The organism is Komagataeibacter sp. FNDCR2, from assembly GCF_021295395.1.
In the GTDB taxonomy this organism is placed as follows: Bacteria; Pseudomonadota; Alphaproteobacteria; order Acetobacterales; family Acetobacteraceae; genus Komagataeibacter.
This window is the reverse complement of sequence record NZ_JAIWOU010000001.1, coordinates 2,111,568-2,127,787: the sequence shown is the minus strand read 5'-3', so window position 1 is coordinate 2,127,787 and position 16,220 is coordinate 2,111,568. Positions and strand designations below refer to the sequence as shown.

General features: G+C 64.7%; 13 protein-coding genes. 8 read left to right on the top strand and 5 right to left on the bottom strand.

The window, feature by feature from the left end:
- The first annotated feature begins 60 nt into the window (after positions 1-60).
- The 4 genes from LDL28_RS10110 (at position 61) to LDL28_RS10095 (ending at position 4,414) form a co-directional block, all read left to right on the top strand.
- On the top strand, positions 61-309 hold the full coding sequence (locus LDL28_RS10110; RefSeq protein ID WP_025813674.1) for a FeoA family protein: 249 nt from the start codon (positions 61-63) through the stop codon (positions 307-309).
- Positions 306-2,141, top strand: a complete 1,836-nt coding sequence (gene feoB / locus LDL28_RS10105) for a ferrous iron transport protein B (protein ID WP_233058430.1) — start codon at positions 306-308, stop codon at positions 2,139-2,141. The genes LDL28_RS10110 and feoB overlap by 4 nt, the downstream gene beginning before the upstream one ends.
- Positions 2,141-2,392 (top strand): DUF6587 family protein, encoded by a 252-nt coding sequence (locus LDL28_RS10100; RefSeq protein WP_233058429.1) that lies wholly within the window; start codon positions 2,141-2,143, stop codon positions 2,390-2,392. Before feoB ends, LDL28_RS10100 begins: the two co-directional genes overlap by 1 nt.
- A gap of 294 nt (positions 2,393-2,686) precedes the next feature.
- Positions 2,687-4,414, top strand: coding sequence for a bifunctional diguanylate cyclase/phosphodiesterase (locus tag LDL28_RS10095; protein WP_233058428.1), 1,728 nt, complete (start codon positions 2,687-2,689; stop codon positions 4,412-4,414).
- A gap of 179 nt (positions 4,415-4,593) precedes the next feature.
- On the opposite strand, the gene lpdA is transcribed toward LDL28_RS10095, so the two are convergent.
- The 4 genes from lpdA to zapE all read right to left on the bottom strand — a co-directional run bounded on the left by lpdA (position 4,594) and on the right by zapE (position 12,191).
- Positions 4,594-6,327, bottom strand: coding sequence for a dihydrolipoyl dehydrogenase (gene lpdA, locus LDL28_RS10090; protein ID WP_233058427.1), 1,734 nt, complete (start codon positions 6,325-6,327; stop codon positions 4,594-4,596).
- A gap of 71 nt (positions 6,328-6,398) precedes the next feature.
- On the bottom strand, positions 6,399-7,658 hold the full coding sequence (odhB, locus tag LDL28_RS10085) for a 2-oxoglutarate dehydrogenase complex dihydrolipoyllysine-residue succinyltransferase (RefSeq protein WP_233058426.1): 1,260 nt from the start codon (positions 7,656-7,658) through the stop codon (positions 6,399-6,401).
- A gap of 120 nt (positions 7,659-7,778) precedes the next feature.
- Positions 7,779-10,652, bottom strand: a complete 2,874-nt coding sequence (locus LDL28_RS10080; RefSeq protein WP_233058425.1) for a 2-oxoglutarate dehydrogenase E1 component — start codon at positions 10,650-10,652, stop codon at positions 7,779-7,781.
- Positions 10,653-10,991: 339 nt separating this feature from the next.
- Positions 10,992-12,191, bottom strand: coding sequence for a cell division protein ZapE (gene zapE, locus LDL28_RS10075; protein WP_233058424.1), 1,200 nt, complete (start codon positions 12,189-12,191; stop codon positions 10,992-10,994).
- A 120-nt stretch (positions 12,192-12,311) separates the two neighbouring features.
- Here zapE and LDL28_RS10070 point away from each other — a divergent pair, with 120 nt between their 5' ends.
- The 4 genes from LDL28_RS10070 to LDL28_RS10055 all read left to right on the top strand — a co-directional run bounded on the left by LDL28_RS10070 (position 12,312) and on the right by LDL28_RS10055 (position 14,400).
- Positions 12,312-12,650, top strand: coding sequence for a carboxymuconolactone decarboxylase family protein (locus tag LDL28_RS10070; RefSeq protein ID WP_233058423.1), 339 nt, complete (start codon positions 12,312-12,314; stop codon positions 12,648-12,650).
- A 77-nt stretch (positions 12,651-12,727) separates the two neighbouring features.
- Positions 12,728-13,372, top strand: coding sequence for a 2OG-Fe(II) oxygenase (locus LDL28_RS10065; RefSeq protein WP_183480056.1), 645 nt, complete (start codon positions 12,728-12,730; stop codon positions 13,370-13,372).
- 90 nt (positions 13,373-13,462) lie between these two features.
- Complete coding sequence (locus LDL28_RS10060) at positions 13,463-13,804, top strand: hypothetical protein (RefSeq protein WP_233058422.1); 342 nt, start codon at positions 13,463-13,465, stop codon at positions 13,802-13,804.
- 62 nt (positions 13,805-13,866) lie between these two features.
- On the top strand, positions 13,867-14,400 hold the full coding sequence (locus LDL28_RS10055; protein ID WP_233058421.1) for a Spy/CpxP family protein refolding chaperone: 534 nt from the start codon (positions 13,867-13,869) through the stop codon (positions 14,398-14,400).
- A gap of 84 nt (positions 14,401-14,484) precedes the next feature.
- On the opposite strand, the gene zwf is transcribed toward LDL28_RS10055, so the two are convergent.
- Complete coding sequence (gene zwf / locus LDL28_RS10050; protein WP_233058420.1) at positions 14,485-16,035, bottom strand: glucose-6-phosphate dehydrogenase; 1,551 nt, start codon at positions 16,033-16,035, stop codon at positions 14,485-14,487.
- Between the last annotated feature and the right edge of the window lie 185 nt (positions 16,036-16,220).

The window sequence follows — 16,220 nt, the reverse complement described above, 5'->3', positions numbered from 1 at the left end:
TGCAATGAATAATTAATAATAATTATTACTTACTTTTATCGGCTGGATGAAGTCTTACCCATGCGACTGAGCGACCTGCCACGCGGCACCGATGGTGTGATTGACAGCGTTGACGACCCGGACAACGCCGACCCCGTGGCACGGCGTTTGCGTGAACTCGGTTTCGTACCGGGCGAGGCCGTGCGTGTTGTCGCGACCGCGCCCATGGGCGGTGATCCGCTGGCGGTACGCATCGGGTTCACCCGCTTCGCCCTACGCCGCACGGAGGCGGAACGGGTACACGTCCACACGGTGAAAGAGCAGGAATGACCACCCTTAACATCGCACTGGTCGGGAACCCCAACTGCGGCAAGACCGCCCTGTTCAACCTGCTGACCGGCAGCAGGCAGAAAGTGGCCAATTACGCGGGCGCCACTGTTGAACGCAAGGAAGGCTGGTTCACCACCGCCGGGGGCCGCCGCGTCCGCCTGCTTGACCTGCCCGGCGCGTACAGCCTGAACGCCACCAGCCCCGATGAGGCCGTGACCCGCGATGTCTGCGCCGGAACCTATAGGGGGGAGACGCCCCCCGACCTGCTGGTCTGTGTTGCGGATGCGACCAACCTGCGGCTGCACCTGCGTTTCGTGCTGGAAATGCGCGCCATAGGCCGCCCCGTGATCCTGGCGCTGAACATGGTCGATGCCGCCCGGCGCAACGGCATGGAAATCGACCTGCCGCGCCTGCAGGCGGAGCTTGGCATGCCTGTCGTCGCCACGGTCGGCATCAGGCGCAATGGCGCATGCAGCCTGCTGGAGGAACTGGACGGCGCCCTGCCGCCCGTTCCTACCCCGCTCCCCCCCGGCACGGACCTGCATGCGATGGTGCGCGGGATCCTGGCGGACTGCGTGACCCATTCCTCCCCCCTGTCCGACCGGATGGAGGAACGGCTCGACCGCTGGGTGCTGCATCCGGTCTGGGGGCCGGTCCTGCTGGTCGTGCTGCTGTTTTTCATGTTCCAGGCGGTGTTCGCATGGGCGCAGCCGCTCATGGACGGAATCGACGCGGGCATGGGCATGCTGGGGCAGGCGGTGGGGCGGATGCTGCCGCCGGGCGTCATACGCAGCCTGATCGTTGATGGCGTCATCGCGGGCGCGGGCAGCGTGGTGACGTTCCTGCCGCAAATCCTGATCCTGTTCCTGTGGATACTGGTGCTGGAGGAATCGGGCTACCTGCCGCGCGCGGCCTTCCTGCTGGACCGGTTCATGTCGGTTGCGGGGCTGAGCGGGCGCTCCTTCATACCGCTGCTGTCCAGCTTCGCCTGCGCGGTGCCGGGCATCATGGCCACCCGCACCATCCAGAACCCGCGCGACCGGCTGATCACGATCCTGATCGCCCCGCTCATGACCTGTTCCGCGCGGCTGCCGGTCTATACGCTGCTGATCGGGGCGTTCATTCCCCACCGCAGCATCGCGGGGTTCCTCAACCTCCAGGGGCTGGTTCTGTTCGGGCTTTATGCGATCGGCATCGGTTCGGCGCTGCTGGTCGCGCGCGTGCTGCGCTGGCGCAATACCGACAGGCAGGAAGCCACGCTGCTTATGGAACTGCCCGCCTACCGGCTGCCCAACCCGCGCGATCTCGCGCTGGGGCTGTGGGAACGCGCCCGCATATTCCTGGTGCGCGTGGGGACCACCATCGTCTCGCTCACGGTGCTGCTATGGGGGCTGTCCAGCTTCCCGCCCCCGCCCGCGGGCGCGCCGGGGCCGGCCATTGACTGGAGCCTCGCCGGCCGGATCGGCCATCTCATGCTGCCGGTTTTCGCCCCGCTCGGCTTCAACTGGCAGATCTGTATCGCCCTGATCCCCGGCCTTGCGGCGCGTGAGGTCGCGGTGGGGGCGCTGGCCACGGTCTATTCCCTTGGTTCGGGCACGGATACGGATCTGGCCGCAAGCCAGCTTGGCCAGATGCTGCCCTCGCACTGGAGTCTGGCCACCGCCCTTTCGCTGCTGGCGTGGTATGTCTATGCGCCGCAATGCGTGGCGACCCTGGCGGTGATCCGGCGCGAAACGCTGTCATGGTCCATGGTCGGCCTTACTGCGGGGTACCTGTTCGCCCTTGCCTACGCCGCCGCTTTCCTGACCTACCATATCGCACTGATGTTCTGATGGCGCCCGGTTCCCTGCTCCAGATCCTGCTGGCCTGCGGGGCTGTCGCGCTCTGCGCGCTGTACTGGGCGGGGCGGCTGTTCCCTGCCGGCCGCCAGAAACTATGGGGTGCGACGGGCCTGCTCCTGCGCCGATGCCACGCGCCCGATGGACTGGTCCGTTACGCGACCCGGCGCAGCCTGCCACGTGAGGCCAGGGGATGTGGCGGGTGTTCGGCCTGTGCGGGCAAAAACCGCCCGCCGGAAAGATGACGGCCTGAAACATGGCGCGGCTTCCCCCCGGACAGGGGGCTGGCGGTCCGTCAGGGCGGTATTTTAACTAAATATAAACGATTATTATCTAAAAATTACAGCCAGCCACGCGCCTTGCGCTGGTAATACCCTTGCGCCTATGGCAACGGGGCCGTAGCGGTAAGGATATGGCGCGGAACGGTTCGTTCGTTCCGGCCTGACCCGTCACCGCCAAAGATGTTTCACCGAAAAAAAATCGTCCTAGATTGCCGGAAGGCAGCACCCGGTTTTCGGCTCCGTACTTGAGGTAACAGAATGTCCGCTCACCATGACCACAGGCTTCGCGCCCTAACGCATGAAGATGCCGACTTCTGGGCGGATGTGGTGGACAATGTCCTTATTGTAGCTGTCACGGACCAGAACGGAACCATTACGTACGTCAACGACAGATTTTGTCAGATCAGCCAGTATTCACGTCAGGAACTTCTGGGCAATACCCACAGCATCCTGAAATCGGGCGAACATAGCCAGGCATTCTTCCGCAACATGTACAAGACGCTGCATGCCGGTCGTACATGGCATGGCAACATATGCAACCGCGCCAAGGACGGCAGTCATTACTGGGTTGCAACCACCATCATTCCCCACCGCAACATGCGCGGTGACATCAACGGGTTCGTCGCCGCCCGTTTCGAGATCACCGAGCTTATGAACACCAAGATGCGGCTGAGGAAACAGGCCGCGACCGACATGCTGACCGGCCTGCTCAACCGGGGTGGTTTCAATGCCCATCTCGTCACGGCGCTGGAAGCCAGCAAGCGCCGCAGCGCCGAGCCACGGGTGCTGGTCATGTTCGACCTGGACGGTTTCAAGCCCGTCAATGACATCCATGGCCACCATGCGGGTGACGAGGTACTCAAGACCATTGCCACCCGCCTGCTTGAACTGATCGGGCCAGATGACGTGATCAGTCGGCTGGGGGGCGACGAGTTCGCCCTGATCCTGCACAAGAGCCTGAAGATCACGCCGCTTGAGACCATACTGAAGAAAATACAGCACCTGCTGGAAGAGCCGATCATGCTGGACAGCGCGACGGTGCGCATTTCCGGCAGCATTGGCGCGACCCGCATAACGGGTGACGAGACGCTGGAAGGCCTGCAGAAAAACGCGGATGTCGCGGTCTATGCCGCCAAGCAGGCGGGCGGCAAGCAGGCGCGCATGTTCACGCCGGGCCTGCACAAGACCACCATAAAGCGGGCCAGGCTACTGGCCGAAGCCCGGGTGGGCGTGCGGGAAAAACAGTTCGAGGTGTATTACCAGCCCATCCTCAACACACGCACGGGCCGGATCGAACAGGCGGAGGCCCTCATGCGCTGGCATCACCCCGAACGCGGGCTTCTTTCCGCCGGGCTGTTTGCCGAGGTCTTTACCGATTCCGTTCTGGCACAGGACATGGAGGCACATCTTATCCAGTCCTTCCATGACGATATCGAAAAATGGAAGCAGGCAGGCATGTCCGGCCTGTGCGTGGCGGTCAACCTGTCACATCTGGACCTGCTGAACCTTGAACAACAGGGCAACCTGTTCAGTGAAATCCGGCGGCGCGACCTGCCGCCCGAAACCTTCATGCTGGAGGTGACCGAACAGATGCTTCAGGGCCGCCGGGCCAAGAAAAGCTATGCGCACCTGCGTCAACTGGCGGAGGAGGGATTCGGGCTGGCCATGGATAATTTCGGTTACGGCATGGCCCGCCTTTCCACACTGAGCGAACTGCCGTTGCGCGCGCTCAAGCTGGATCGCTGCCTTATCCGGGATGTCGCCACGGACGAAAAGGCCCGCAGCATGCTCGCCTCACTCATCAAGCTTGGCCATGGCTACAACCTGACCGTCACCATAGAGGGCGTTGAAACCCAGGCCGAGTTCGACATCGCATGCAGGCTGGGTGTGGATCATGTGCAGGGATTTTTCATCTCGCCCGCCGTTTCGGCCACGGAACTGATCCATGTTACGCGGGAAATGACATGGGAGCCGGTGACAGGCTGAATACCCGGTGCGCGGCGGTTGAGACGCAGTAAAAGGTTTTTGGGGGGCGTCTTTTTTCCAGAAACCAGCGTTTCTTGAAGCTTTTTGAAAAAAGCTTCACCAAAAACTTCTTCAGGCCCTGACCAAAAAAAACCCACGACAGGAGACCTGCCGTGGGTTTTTTCGTTCCGGATACCGGATCAGATATGGATGGCGCGCTTGTCCACATCCAGCGCCGCTTCCTTTACCGCCTCGCTCAACGTGGGGTGGGCGTGACAGGTGCGGGCAATATCCTCGGACGATGCGCCGAACTCGATCGCCATGGTGCATTCGGCAATCAGTTCACCCGCCATCGGGCCAAGAATATGCACACCCAGCACCTGGTCGGTGGTGGCGTCGGCCAGAACCTTGACGAATCCGTCCGTCATGCCGATGGCGCGGGCACGGCCATTGGCGGTGAAGGGGAATTTGCCAACCTTGTAGGAAACACCTTCATCCTTCAGGTTTTCTTCCGTCTTGCCAACGGTCGCGACCTCCGGCCATGTGTACACCACGGCGGGGATTGCGCCGTAATTCACATGACCCGCCTGCCCGGCCAGCAGTTCGGCCACGGCGACGCCTTCTTCCTCGGCCTTGTGGGCCAGCATCGGACCCGCGATCACATCGCCAATGGCGTAGATGCCCGGCACATTGGTGGCATAATGCGCATCGGTCACGATCCGGCCACGCTTGTCCAGCGCCACGCCAGCTTCTTCCAGCCCGAAGCCCTTGCTCGCGGCCGTGCGGCCAATGGCCAGCAGCACCACGTCGGCTTCCAGCGTTTCCGCCGTACCGCCCTGCGCGGGTTCCACGGTCAGGGTCACGCCGTTGGGGCCTTTCTCGGCCTTGGTCACCTTGTGGCCCAGCTTCATCTTCAGGCCCTGCCTGGTCAGGATGCGCTGGAAGCTCTTGGCGATCTCGTTATCCGTGCCCGGAACCAGACGGTCGAGATATTCGATCACCGTCACATCCGCGCCCAGACGATGCCACACGCTGCCCAGCTCCAGGCCGATCACACCGCCACCGATCACGGCCAGCCGCTTGGGCACGGCGGAGAGTTCAAGCGCCCCGGTGGAGGTGACGATCTGCTTCTCGTCCACCTCGATCCCCGGCAGGCCCGCACTGTCGCTGCCGCTGGCGATGACGATGTGCTTGGCCGTGACCGGCTTGCCATCGACCGAGATGCGACCCGTGCCCTCGACCTTGCCGGTGCCCTTGAGCCAGGTGATCTTGTTCTTCTTGAACAGGAACTCCACGCCCTTCACGTTGGCTTCGACCACGGACTGCTTGCGCGCCATCATCTTCGCCAGATCGAGCTTCACGCTGTCGATGATGATGCCCATATCGGCATATTCATCCTTGGCGGCATGAAAGTTCTCGGACTGCTGGAGCAGCGCCTTGGACGGGATACAGCCCACGTTGAGGCAGGTGCCCCCCAGTGTCGCGCGCTTTTCCACGCAGGCCACCTTGAAGCCAAGCTGCGCGGCGCGGATGGCGCATACGTAACCACCAGGGCCCGCCCCGATCACGATCACATCGTAATCCGTCTCGGATGGGGCCTGCGTCGCGGCGGCCGGCGCGGAAGGAGCAGCGGCTGGCGCGGCGGGTGCCGCCGGCTGCGCCGGTTTCGCGGCCGGGGCCGCCTGCTGGCCGCCCGCGCCGGGGGTAAGGGTGGTCAGGACAGTGCCGACCTCAACCTCATCGCCTTCCTTTACGGCATGCGCGCCCAGCACGCCCGCCTGCGGGGCGGGAACTTCCACGCTGACCTTGTCGGTTTCCAGTTCGGCCACCGGATCATCCGCGTTCACGGCATCACCGGGCTGCTTCAGCCATTTGCTGACAGTCGCCGTGGTCACACTTTCGCCCAGCGTGGGCACCTTGATGTCAATTGTCATGTTTCTTCAGTCCTGCTTGCAATACAGCGGTAGCGCGTACGGGCCGCGCCTGCGCGCGGCCCCGGCAGGCATCAGACCTGCAGCAGCAGACGACGCGGATCCTCCACGTTCTGCTTGACCCGCACAAGGAAGCTCACCGCTTCCTTGCCATCCACGATGCGGTGGTCATAGGTCAGCGCGATATACATCATCGGACGGATCACGACCTGCCCATCCACGGCGACCGGGCGCTCCTGGATGGCGTGCATGCCAAGGATGGCCGACTGCGGCGCGTTGATGATCGGCGTGGACATGAGCGAGCCGTAAATGCCGCCATTGGTGATGGAGAACGTGCCACCGGACAGTTCATCAATCTTCAGCGTGCCTTCGCGGGCCTTCTTGCCAAAGCCTGCAATCGCGCCCTCGATCTGGGCGAAGCTCATCTGGTCGGCGTCGCGGATCACGGGCACGACCAGACCGTTCGGGCCACCCACGGCAATGCCGAGATTGACGAATTCACGGTAGATCACGTCATCGCCGTCGATCTCGGCGTTGATGGCGGGGAATTCCTGCAACGCCGCGATCACGGCCCGGCTGAAGATGGACATGAAGCCCAGCTTGACGCCGTTATGCTTCTTGATGAACAGGTCCTTGTATTCGGCGCGCATCTGCATCACCGCCGACATGTCCACCTCGTTGAAGGTGGTGAGCAGGGCGGCGGTGTTCTGCGCGTCCTTCAGGCGGCGCGCGATGGTGCGGCGCAGGCGGGTCATCTTCACGCGCTCTTCACGCGGGTCGTCCTGCCGGGGCGCACGCGGGGCCGCGGCGGGCTGGGCCGCGCGCGGCTGCGACAGGAACGCCTGCACGTCACCCTTGGTGATCCGGCCATCCTTGCCCGTGCCCGCGCCGATCTGCGCGGCGGAGACACCCTGCTCCGTCATGATCTTGCGCGCGGCGGGGAAGGCCACGGCGGCGGCACCCTGTGCCACCACATCGGACGGCGGGGTGGCCGGGCGCGCGACCGGCCCGCTGGCCACGGGCTGTGCCTGCACGCCGGCGGGGGCCGTCGCTTCCTTTTTCGGGGCCGGGGCGGCGGCCTTGGGGGCCGCGCCACTACCGGCCTCGACGGTGGACAGCAGGGTGCCGACCTCCACTTCCGTGCCTTCGGGCACCAGAATCGGCCCCAGCACACCCGCCTGCGGGGCCGGGACTTCCACGCTGACCTTGTCGGTTTCCAGTTCGACTACCGGATCATCCTCGCTCACGGCATCGCCGGGCTGCTTCAGCCATTTTGCAACGGTTGCTGTTGTAACACTTTCACCCAGTGTCGGTACCTTGATCTCGGCGGACATTTCCTGTTTCCCAATCCCTTGCCCGCCCGGCGCGGCATTCCCGCACCGGATGGGCCTTATCATTATTCATGGAGGCGGCCGGACCGCCGCCCCCTTACATGTTCGTTGGCCTGTGTTCCCTCAGGCCCCGACACCCAGCGCCTTGTTCACCAGCGCGGTCTGTTCGGCAATATGGACCTTGGCAAGGCCCGTGGCCGGGCTGGCCGCCGCGACCCGTCCGACATAGGTCGGGCGCGTGCTCTTGTGGCCGACATCCGCCAGCACGCCTTCGATCAGGCGATCGACAAAGTTCCAGCCGCCCATGTTTTCGGGTTCTTCCTGGCACCAGATCACCTTGGCCCCCGGATAGCGCGCCAGTTCCGCGCCCAGCAGCTTGTCGGGGAAGGGATAGAACTGCTCAAGCCGCACGATGGCGACATTGTCCAGCTTGCGTTCCCGGCGTTCGGCCAGCAGGTCGTAATAGACCTTGCCCGAACAGATCACCACGCGATCCACCTTGGCCGGGGCCGCGATCTGGTCGATTTCCCCGATCACCGGCAGGAAGCGGGTGCCCGGGCCGAAATCCTTCAGTTCCGACACCGCCAGCTTGTGGCGCAGCAGGGACTTCGGCGTCATGATGATCAGCGGCTTGCGGTAATCGAGGAAAAGCTGTCGGCGCAGGGCATGGTAGTAGTTCGCGGGCGTGGTCAGGTTGCACACGCGCATGTTGTTCTCGGCGCAGAGCTGGAGGTAGCGTTCGAGACGCGCGGAGGAATGCTCCGGTCCCTGCCCCTCGTAACCATGCGGCAGCAGCATGACGAGGCCGGACATGCGCAGCCACTTGGTCTCGCCCGATGCGATGAACTGGTCGATGATGACCTGCGCGCCATTGGCGAAGTCCCCGAACTGGGCCTCCCACAGCACCAGCGCGTTCGGATCGGCCAGCGAATAGCCGTATTCGAACCCGAGCACGCCGAATTCGGACAGCAGCGAGTTGTAGATCTCGATCGCCGCCTGGTCCTTGGCAATGTTGTTCAGCGGCATGTAGGTGTTCTGGTTCACCTGGTCGATCAGCACCGCGTGGCGCTGGCTGAACGTGCCGCGCTGGCAGTCCTCGCCCGACAGGCGGACCTTGTGCCGGTCCTGCAGCAGCGTGCCGAAGCCAAGCGCCTCGCCCGTTGCCCAGTCGATCCCCTCACCCGTCTCGAACATCTTGGCCTTGGCCTTGAGCTGGCGGGCGATCTTGGGGTTGACGTTGAAATCCCCCGGCACATGCGCCAGCGCCGCGCCAACCGCCTTGAGCCGCTCGATGGACACGCCGGTTTCCGGCGCGGGGCGGGTGGTGTCGACCGGCGGGGGCTTGAGCCCCTTCCATGCGCCTTCCAGCCAGTCGGCCTTGTTCGGCTTGTAGCCCTGGGCTGCCTGATAGGCGGCTTCGAGCTTGTTGTGGAAGGCATCCCATTCGGCCGTGACCTGATCCTCGGTCACGACGCCTTCGCGCACCAGGCGATCGGAATACAGCTTGCGCACGGTCGGACGCGCCGCGATCGCCTTGTACATGATGGGCTGGGTGAAGGAGGGCTCATCGGACTCGTTGTGGCCATGGCGGCGATAGCCCACCACGTCCAGCACCACGTCGGCTGCGAATTTCTGGCGGAATTCGGCGGCAAGGCGGGCACAGTAGATCACCACTTCCGGCTCGTCGCCATTGACGTGCAGGATCGGGGCCTGCACCGCCTTGGCCACGTCCGTGCAGTACAGCCCGGAGAAGGAATGGACGGAGACCGTGGTGAACCCGATCTGGTTATTGACCACGACATGGATCGTGCCGCCGGTGCGGTAGCCGATCAACTGCGACATCGCCAGGGTTTCATACACGATGCCCTGCCCGGCAAAGGCCGCGTCACCATGCAGGAGCAGGCCCATGTGGCGGCCGCGCTGGGTGTGGTCGTCATCATCCTGCGTGGCGCGCACCTTGCCGATCACGACCGGATCGACCGCTTCCAGATGCGACGGGTTGGGCTGGAGCGAGATATGGACGGGCGTGCCCCCGATCTCGACATCGGTGGAGGTGCCCAGATGGTATTTCACATCGCCCGAGCCCTGCACGTCATCGGGCTTGAAGGACACACCGGCGAATTCGCTGAAAATGGCGGTGTAGGGCTTGCGCACGATGTTGACGAGCGTGTTCAGGCGACCGCGATGCGGCATACCGATGGCGACCGAGCGCACGCCACCCTGCGCCGCCTGGTCGATGATCGCATGCAGCGCGGGAATGGTCACGTCCTCACCTTCAAGGCCGAAGCGCTTGGTGCCGACATAACGCTTCTGGCAGAAGGATTCGAAGCCTTCCGCCTCGGTCAGGTGCTGGAGGATGACCTTCTTTTCCTGCGGGGTCGCACCCTTGCGCCAGTTATCGCCCTCAAGCCGCGCCTGGACCCACATGCGCTGCTCGGGGTCCTGGATATGCATGAATTCGGCGCCGATCGGCCCGCAATAGACCGCACGCAGCGCGTCGAGCACCTGATTGATCGTGGCGGTGTCGGATCCGATCAGGCGGGCGACGATATGGCCGAGATAGATCGGGCGGTCCATGTCCTTCTGGCCGAAGCCGTAGGTGGCCGGGTCCAGGTCGGCATGGGGCTTGGGCACCTGCAGCCCCAGCGGGTCCAGCCGGGCCTCCAGGTGGCCGCGCACGCGGAACGCCCGGATAAGCTGGGTCGCGCGCAGGCTGTCATCCGCCGCCGCGCGCAGGCCCTCGGCCGTCACACCCGCCGCCTTGCCATTGGGCAGGGGGGCCGGCTCGTCGCCGGTGATCATGGGCGGGCGCGGCGCCCATGAAGCGCCCTCCGCATCATGAACAATTTCCGCATCCTGCTCATCCATCGCCGAGAACAGGGAGGCGAAGGAAGGATCGACGCTGTTGGGATCGGCCGCCCAGCGTGCATACAATTCAGCCAGATAAGCCGTATTGGCGCCGCTGAATGCGGTCGAAAGAATATCTACGCCCGCCATATTGAAGACATCTCCTCGCTGGCGGCCTTTGTGGCCGCGCTATTGTCGGGTCCGGCTTCATGTCCGGCCCGATTTTGTATCGCTACCCTAGCCGCACCCGTTTCGGGATGCCGCCGTCATTCATCAGGATCAGGTCTGCTTGCCGCGCATACTGACATTTTCGTGCATACGCCGGGGCCTGAAGGCGTACCGGCATGCATGTCCGTATCCACGACCACACCCGGCCGATGAGAACTCGCCCATACCCAAGCAAAGACAGTGCCGCTTGCCTACCGCCCCATCAGTCACACCATCGCCATAACCGTCACGATGGCGTGACCCCGCCACCGCCGCTGCCCGTTATGCGCAAAGATGCGGCAGTTGCATGTAGGCCGCGCTCTGCATCTCCTCCAGCCGCGAGGCCGTGCGCTCGAACGCGGTCGCCCCCTGCCCGCTGGCGTAAAGGGCGTCGGGACCGACATCGGCGGAGGCGAACAGCTTGACGTTCTGTTCGTACAATGTGTCGATCAGGACGATGAAACGTCTGGCTTCGTCAAAATTGTCCGGCCCCATGCGCGGCACGCCATCGAGCACCAGGTTGGGAAAGCGCGTGGCCAGCGCCAGATAGTCACCCGCCCCCAGCGGCCTGCCGCACAGATCGGCGAAGCTGAACCGCGCGACCGGCCCCGCCGCCTGCGCCACCTTCAGGCTGCGGCCCATGATGTCCAGCGTGACCGGCCGGACCGGCGCGCCCGCCGCCAGCCGCGTGAAGATCGAATCGAGCGCGCAACGGGCCGCGGCATTGGCCGGGGTGATCCATGTCTGCATGCCATGCGCGTTGCCGCGCCGGTAATCACGCGGGGAATCGAGAATGACGGTATCCACCTCCTTCAGTATCGTGGCGATGAAGGGGCGGAAGGCATCGGCGCCGGGGCGGTCCTGGAACAGGTCCTCGGGCCGGGTGTTGGACGTGGCGACCACCACCACCCCATCCGCGAACAGGTAGTCGAACAGACGCCCCAGGATCATGGCGTCCGCGATGTCATTGACCTGGAATTCATCAAAGCAGAGCAGCCACGCTTCCTGCGCGATCTGGCGGGCCAGTGGCGGAATCGGGTCCGCCAGGTCGGGGTTTGCGGCTTTCATGTCATGCAGGCGCTGGTGCACCTCCTGCATGAAACGGTGGAAATGCACCCGGCGCTTGTGCTCCACCGGGGCCAGGCTGAAGAACAGGTCCATGAGCATGGTCTTGCCACGCCCCACCTGCCCGACCATGTACACGCCACGCGGGCGGGCCGGGGCCGGTGCGGGGTGGGACAGGCCCAGCCGCGCCTTCAGCCCGCCCAGCCAGCCGGTGGACTGCGGTTCGGGCTGCTCCACCTGGGGGTGGTAGTCGCGCAGTTCCCGCCATAACTGATCCAGCCTGCGGGCGGCTTTTTCCTGTTCGGGGTCGCGGTCGAGACAGCCGGAAGCCACGCGGGCCTCGTAGGCGGCGAAGGGGCCGGTGCCTGCGGGAAACACCGCAGAGGACGGGCGGACGGGGGCGATGTCTGTATCCATGATCTTTCGCCGATAGTCCGGAAAAAAAAGCCCTTCAAGGCCATGAACTCGCCAAACTGTGTCATGACAGGCGTTCTCTCCATCTGGTGAACTAAAACCCCACCAAATGGAGAACTTGTGATGACCGACTGGAACGCCTACCGCGCCCATCTGGGCCAATCCGTCCAGGCTTTCGCGACGCTGGCCCCCGACACGCTCAAGGGACTCCAGACACTGGACCACGCCGCCGCCGCAACGGGCCACCTGGACGCCAGAACACGCGAGCTGATCGCTCTGGCCGTGGCGGTCACCACGCGGTGTGACGGGTGCATCGCCGTCCATTCCAAGGCCGCCGTCAAGGCCGGGGCCACGAAGGAGGAAATAGCCGAAGCACTTGGCGTCGCCGTGGCGCTCAACGCGGGCGCGGCCCTGGTCTATTCCAGCCGCGTGCTGGACGCGGTCGATACGGTCACGGGCTGAACCGGGCGGGGGCGCTTGCGATGGATTGAATCCGGTCCTAGTCTCGCCACGGTTCACTTGAGAACGTGCAGGATGGCATGATTCACCCCGTTATTCCCGACTACGCGGCGCTGGAAGCGGCCCCCGTATCCACCACGCCGTTCGCCCACGCGGTCGTGCCGCAGTTCATCCGCCCGGCGGACCTGCGCGCCATAAGCGCGAGTCTGCCCGTCATCCGCTCGGGCGGGTCGTTCCCGCCACAGGCGCTGAACCTGTCCCCCGTCATGGCGCAACTGGTGGCGGAACTGCAGCAGCCGCGCCTGCGCGGGCTCATCGCCGCCAAATTCGGGCTGGAACTCGATGACGCGCCCACCATGCTGACCCTGCGCGGGCGCACGCGCGCCAAGGACGGGCGCATCCACCGCGACTCCGCATGCAAGCGGGTGACGGTGCTGCTTTATCTCAACCCCGCCGATAACGGCGCCTGGTCGCGCCACGAGGGATGCCTGCGGCTGCTGCGCAACGCCCATGACCTGGAGGATTTCGCCGCCGAGATCCCCCCCCTCGCCGGCACGCTGGTCATCTTTCCCAACGGGCCGGATACATGGCACGGCCACCGGCAGTATGTCGGCCCGCGCTACACCATCCAGCTCAATTATATGGCCAATGACGCCAGCGCACGCAACGAACTGCGCCGCCACAGGTTATCTGCCCTGACGAAGCGGTTGCCCTGGGTCGCCTAGAGCCCCGGCCCCGGCCATTGTTTCGACACGAGCCCGGGTTACATTGGCTCCGTTATCCGGCTTTACGATATGTCGAGGTTTTCCGAGTCCATGCATCTGCGCAAATTTGCTACTTCCCTGCTGTCCACCGGCCTTGCATTGGGAATCCTGATCGCATCCGTTCCCGCCAGCCATGCCCAGCCCTGGCATGGGCCGGGTGGTCCGGGCTGGCATCGTGGCCCGCCGCCGGGTCGCGGCGGCTGGCGTGGCGGCCCCCGTGGGGGTGGCGCGGGGCTGGCCGTAGGCAGCGGGATCGCCGGTCTAGCGGTGGGGGCCATGCTGGGCAGCGCGCTGGCGGAAAGGAACTCTGCCCCGCCGCCGCCCGCCTATTATCCCGCCCCGCCCCCGCCGCCACCGCCGCCGGCCTATTACCCCTATGGCGGCGGCTACTGACCGCGCCGGCCCACCTGACATCCCCACCCCGCAACCAACCGATGCGAAGGAAAATACATAACATGATGTTCCGCCGGTTCCTGCCCGCCGCCGCGTTCGTGCTTCTTCCCGCCATGGCCATGGCCGCGAATCCGCAGCCTGCCGCCCCGCCAGCCAACGCCACCGCCTCTCTTGCCCATACCCCGCATGATCCCGCGCCGGAGCAGGTGGACGCCCACATCACGGCGCTGCATGACGAGCTGGGCATTACCAAGAAGCAGGAAGCCCTGTGGACCCCCTTCGCCCAGACCATGCGCGACAACGCCCAGCGCCTGCACGACGCCATCGACAGCCGCCGCGAAAAGCTGCCCGGCATGAACGCCGTGGAGAACATGCAGTCCTATGCCGAGCTGACGGTCGAACGCGCGCATGACATGCAGACGCTGAACTCCAGCTTCGCGGCGCTTTACGAGAGCTTCTCGAAAAAGCAGCGCACGCATGCCGACACCCTGTTCCGCCAGGGCGATGCCGAGCATGCCGAACGCAGGCAGCAGGCCGCGGACACGGCGGCGACAGCGCCCGCCACCCCGGCCGCCCCCGCTACCCCGGCGCAGTAAGGGATCAGGCCCTTGACCTGAAAAAAGGCCCGTACCTTCCATGGTACGGGCCTTTTTCATGAATCCGCGGACAATTACCGCAGGTCAGGCGCGATCCAGCGGATACCATGCCCGCCCGTCGCGTTTGAGCAGTTCATCCGCCCCCTTGGGGCCGGACGCACCGGCGGGATAGATTTCCGGGCCGGTCGTGTCCTTAGCCCATGCCTGCAGGACGGGATCGACCGCTTTCCATGCCGCTTCGATGTTATCGGCGCGCTGGAACAGGGTTTCATCCCCCATCAGGCAGTCATACAGCAGGGTTTCGTAGCCGACATTGGGGGTGCTGGTGAAAACATCCTCATACCTGAAGCGGGCCTGCACATCGGTCAGGTCCATTTCCGGGCCCGGCTTCTTGGCCCCCATTTCCACCGTCAGCCCCTGCGCGGGCTGGATGTTGAGGATGATGCGGTTGGGCGGCAGGTCGTCCGTCTCGGTCCCGCGGAACATCAGCATCGGCGGCTTGCGGAACTGCACGACGATTTCTGTCCGCCGCCCGCCCAGACCCTTGCCGGTGCGCAGGTAGAACGGCACCCCGGCCCAGCGCCAGTTATCCACATGCAGTTTCAGCGCCACATAGGTTTCGGTATTGCTGTGCGGGGAAACGCCGGGGCTTTCGCGGTAGCCGACCATCGGCCTGCCATCCACCGTGCCCGCCGCGTACTGCCCGCGCACCGCGTCGCGCGGGTCCATGGGGGTGACGGCCTCGAAAAGCTGTTCCTTGGCGTTGCGCACGCTCTCGGCGCAGAAGGTATTGGGGGGTTCCATCGCCACCATGGCGAAAAGCTGGAACAGGTGGTTGGGCACCATGTCGCGCAACGCGCCCGTGGGTTCGTAAAACGCGCCGCGCTGTTCCACGCCAATGGTCTCGGCGGCGGTGATCTCGATGTGATCGACATATTCGTTACGCCACAGCGGCTCGAATATCAGGTTGCCGAACCGCATGGCGAGAATGTTCTGCACCGTCTCCTTGCCCAGGAAATGGTCGATGCGGAACACCTGCGACTCATCGAGTACCGCCAGCACCTGCCGGTTGAGCGCGCGCGCGCTGGCCAGGTCGGAACCGAAGGGCTTTTCAATCACCACGCGGCGGAATGCGCCCTCCTTCTGCGTCACCACGCCCGCCTTGCCCAGCGTTTCCACCACGGGGGCGAAGAAGCGCGAAGGGATGGCGAGATAGAAGATGGCGTTGCCCGGCAGCTTTTCGCCCAGCGCGCGGATGGCGGCGACATCGCCAAAATCCGCCTGCACGTATTCCAGCCTGCTGGCCAGCCAGTCCCACTGGGCGGCGTCGATGCTGGCGGGATGGAATTCCGCGTCCGGATCCCTGGTGAAGGACTCCATCATGTCATGCAGCCCGTCGCGCCACTGCGCGGTGGTGGTGTCCACGCGGTCCACGCCGATGATGCGGAAACCGTCATCAAGCAGGTGGCTGCCCACAAGATTATAAAGAGCCGGAACAAGCAGCCGCTTGGTCAGATCCCCATGCGCGCCGAAGATGACGAGCGTGCAGGGGGGCGCGGTGCGCGCCCCGGCGGGGGAAACCGGGCGCTGGCCGGTCGCGGCCGGCGTTGCGGAAATGTCAGGTGATAAGGCCATGATCTCTCTAACCGTTCTTGCCTGCGCGCCACATCCGGGCGGTAAAGGGAGACGGCCCTGCCCCATGGCGCGATGGATCGAGCCTGCACCGGGCATGCGACACGCGACAAGGGCTATCCGCGCATGGGACATGCCCCCCTGGCCCCGGCCCCGATTCGATTCGCGGTTTTGCGCGGCCCGCGCTG

Excerpts from the sequence above, each read along its gene's own strand:
- LDL28_RS10110 (WP_025813674.1), top strand. The coding sequence starts at position 61 with ATGCGACTGAGCGACCTGCCACGCGGCACCGATGGTGTGATTGACAGC.
- feoB (WP_233058430.1), top strand. The coding sequence starts at position 306 with ATGACCACCCTTAACATCGCACTGGTCGGGAACCCCAACTGCGGCAAG.
- LDL28_RS10100 (WP_233058429.1), top strand. The coding sequence starts at position 2,141 with ATGGCGCCCGGTTCCCTGCTCCAGATCCTGCTGGCCTGCGGGGCTGTC.
- LDL28_RS10095 (WP_233058428.1), top strand. The coding sequence starts at position 2,687 with ATGTCCGCTCACCATGACCACAGGCTTCGCGCCCTAACGCATGAAGAT.
- lpdA (WP_233058427.1), bottom strand. The coding sequence starts at position 6,327 with ATGACAATTGACATCAAGGTGCCCACGCTGGGCGAAAGTGTGACCACG.
- odhB (WP_233058426.1), bottom strand. The coding sequence starts at position 7,658 with ATGTCCGCCGAGATCAAGGTACCGACACTGGGTGAAAGTGTTACAACA.
- LDL28_RS10080 (WP_233058425.1), bottom strand. The coding sequence starts at position 10,652 with ATGGCGGGCGTAGATATTCTTTCGACCGCATTCAGCGGCGCCAATACG.
- zapE (WP_233058424.1), bottom strand. The coding sequence starts at position 12,191 with ATGGATACAGACATCGCCCCCGTCCGCCCGTCCTCTGCGGTGTTTCCC.
- LDL28_RS10070 (WP_233058423.1), top strand. The coding sequence starts at position 12,312 with ATGACCGACTGGAACGCCTACCGCGCCCATCTGGGCCAATCCGTCCAG.
- LDL28_RS10065 (WP_183480056.1), top strand. The coding sequence starts at position 12,728 with ATGATTCACCCCGTTATTCCCGACTACGCGGCGCTGGAAGCGGCCCCC.
- LDL28_RS10060 (WP_233058422.1), top strand. The coding sequence starts at position 13,463 with ATGCATCTGCGCAAATTTGCTACTTCCCTGCTGTCCACCGGCCTTGCA.
- LDL28_RS10055 (WP_233058421.1), top strand. The coding sequence starts at position 13,867 with ATGATGTTCCGCCGGTTCCTGCCCGCCGCCGCGTTCGTGCTTCTTCCC.
- zwf (WP_233058420.1), bottom strand. The coding sequence starts at position 16,035 with ATGGCCTTATCACCTGACATTTCCGCAACGCCGGCCGCGACCGGCCAG.